Origin of the sequence: Stieleria sp., from assembly GCF_041595215.1 — a bacterium.
Classification (GTDB): Bacteria; Planctomycetota; Planctomycetia; order Pirellulales; family Pirellulaceae; genus Stieleria; species Stieleria magnilauensis.
On sequence record NZ_JBFHKV010001162.1, the window covers coordinates 1 to 2,521 of the forward strand.

A 2,521-nucleotide genomic window follows, 5' to 3' on the forward strand; every position below is an offset into this window, starting at 1 on the left:
AGGCGACGAGTCCTCTGCGGTCGGCAGATTAGCAAGGACTCGTCGCCTCGTCCACTACCGTCCGCCCGATTCGCGAGGTGACAAGGAGCCTAGGAGAACCCGATGTCCGAGCAACTGCCTACCGATCGTGAACTGCAAATCCTCGGCGTCCTCTGGGCGCGCGGTGAGTGCACCGTGCGCGAGGTGTACGAGGAACTGCGCGGGCAGGGCGAAGCGTTGGCTCAAAACACCGTGCAAGCCTTCCTGCGTTTGATGACTGAAAAAAAGCTGGTCACCTATCGGCAACAGGGGCGGGCATTCGTTTACCAAGCGGCTGTCGCTGAGAAACGCACCCGCGGTCGATTGGTGTCGTCGCTGGTGCAACGCGCGTTTGACGGAGCGGTCGACGCGCTGGTGCAGAGCGCTTTCGACGCCAAGCCGCCCAGTGAAGCAGAGTTGCAACGACTTGAGGAATTGTTGAAGCAACATCGAGCCGGCAAAAAGAAATCCCGCTGACGATCGTAGCGAGAGTTGGTTTCACGACACGTCCACATCCATCGAGATTGATTATGTCTGACTTCTCTTTTGAATGGCTCGATTCCGTTTGGATCAGTTCGGCGGTCGTGTTGTTTTTCTGCTGGCTAGGCAGTTCGGCACAGCGCAGCCCGCAGCGACGCCAGCGGTGGTGCGAGGGAGGGATCGCGTTGTCGCTGTTGGCGGTGGGCTTGGTTTTTGTTCCGATTCCACGCCCTGTCGTTTTTAAAACCGCGAGGCAACCGCAAACGATCCGGTCGTCGACGGTCATCGAAGCTTCGTCCGCCGTGGCGACAGCCCAGCAACCGGTCGATCCGCCGGCGATCGACGACTCGGTTGCAGCCGTATCCGCCGCGCCCCGTTCTGTGCGGCCGGTGTCAAGCATGCGTTCGTCGATTCGATGGCGAGGGTTGTTGACCGGCGCTTATTTGGCCGGCGCCGGTCTCTGTGTGCTTTTCTTATTGATCGGGCGATTGCGGCTGCATTGGATCGAATCGGCGGCGCGGCCGGAGTGTTCCAGCGAGGTCGCCCCGCGTATTCGTCTGCTGGTCAGTCCACGAGCGAGTCGACCGTTCTGCTGTGGAATCGTTCGGCCACGGATCGTTTTGCCGCCGCTGGTCGCCGACAGTGAGCACCGCTGGCATGTTCTTCGGCATGAGGCGATCCATCTTCAACGGGGCGATGCCTTTACCCGCGCCATGATGAACTCCGCGATGCCGGTGTTGTATATCAATCCGTTTTATTGGTTGCTCAGACGATCGGCGATCATGGCGTCGGAACACGTGGCCGATGCGATGGCGTCAAAGTCGACATCGGTCGATGCCTATTCCACCGGAATGATCGAATTGGCGCGATCGCTCCATGCCACTCCTTCGGTCTTGTCGGTTGTGGGCGCATGGACCAGCCAAACCTCGCTCACGAAACGGCTTCACTGGTTGTTGCAACACCGCCGTCAATCGCGTCGGTGCACCGCGCGATGGTCTTGCATGAGCGGCTGTCTGGCGGCGGGATTGTTAGGCGTGGTGACGTTTCTATTTGGCTGCGCGCCGGAGGCGGCGCGAACGGGTGAAGTTGAGCGCGTCGGTGATTCGATCGCCGGCAGCATCTGGTCGATGACACCCGATTTGCCTGGCAGTGCCGGTCGGATCAGCGATTGCGACGTGAAAGTGGTTCGCGGACAGGTGATGGACGACGGGATGCCGGTCGGGGACGCCGAGGTCTGGGCGGTCGGTTACGGACGGATCGGCGGACGCGAAAAAGTCGTGACGGATCAGGACGGGCGTTTTCAACTCGCGCTGCCGATCGATCCGCGAATGGCAATCCGTTCGTGGAACCTTTCCGTGTTCAAAGGCGATCGATTTGGGCGATCGGGAAAGGAGTCCCCAGACGGCGACGTCGCCATCAGTCTGCAACCGGGGCGTGCGGCGGAATTCGAGGTTCGGGATCGATCCTCCGGCGATTTGATTTCCGGTGCGCGCTTGTTCTTGACGGATGGTCGTATCGTCGATGCGGCGGACGGTCGTTGCCGGATCGGCGGCCTGCCGAAAGGGCTCACTCGTCTGGTCGTGGTTGCACCGGGATTTGCACGTCGAGCGATCGAGGTTGATCTCTACTCTGGGGACCAAGAGCGTGTGGTGGTCCATTTGGACACGGGCGGTCGAATTCATGGGCGGATCGTTGATCGAGCCGGCCAACCCGTTGCGGGCAACCCCGTCGGTTTACTGATCGGTCACCAAAGCCTGCAGCCGGCCATGCAGCAACTCACCGACAACGATGGGAACTACTCCATCGACGGCATGCCGATCGATCGACCCGTGCGCATCAGTACCTATTCCCACAAGACCGCGGGTGGGGCTTCGTGGGAGACCGAAACGGTGTCGATCGGTTCGGCGGAACAGGTCGAAGTTCATTTTTCCGTCGATGGTGATCACGCGGCACCGCCCGAAACGGACTCACCACTTATTCGTTCGCTATCGTCCGACGATCCGGATCCCGGACGAGGGGCGAT

2 protein-coding genes are annotated in these 2,521 nt (G+C 60.7%); both read left to right on the top strand.

The window, feature by feature from the left end; translation table 11 throughout:
- The first annotated feature begins 102 nt into the window (after positions 1-102).
- Entirely contained in the window at positions 103-495 is a 393-nt protein-coding gene (locus ABX749_RS29220) for a BlaI/MecI/CopY family transcriptional regulator (RefSeq protein ID WP_145207706.1), read from the top strand.
- A gap of 53 nt (positions 496-548) precedes the next feature.
- Positions 549-2,521, top strand: a 1,973-nt coding sequence (locus ABX749_RS29225; protein WP_372899149.1) for a M56 family metallopeptidase, incomplete at its 3' end; no start/stop codon positions are given.

Bases quoted from the DNA above. Each gene is read 5' to 3' on its own strand.
- ABX749_RS29220 (WP_145207706.1), top strand. From the start codon at position 103: ATGTCCGAGCAACTGCCTACCGATCGTGAACTGCAAATCCTCGGCGTC.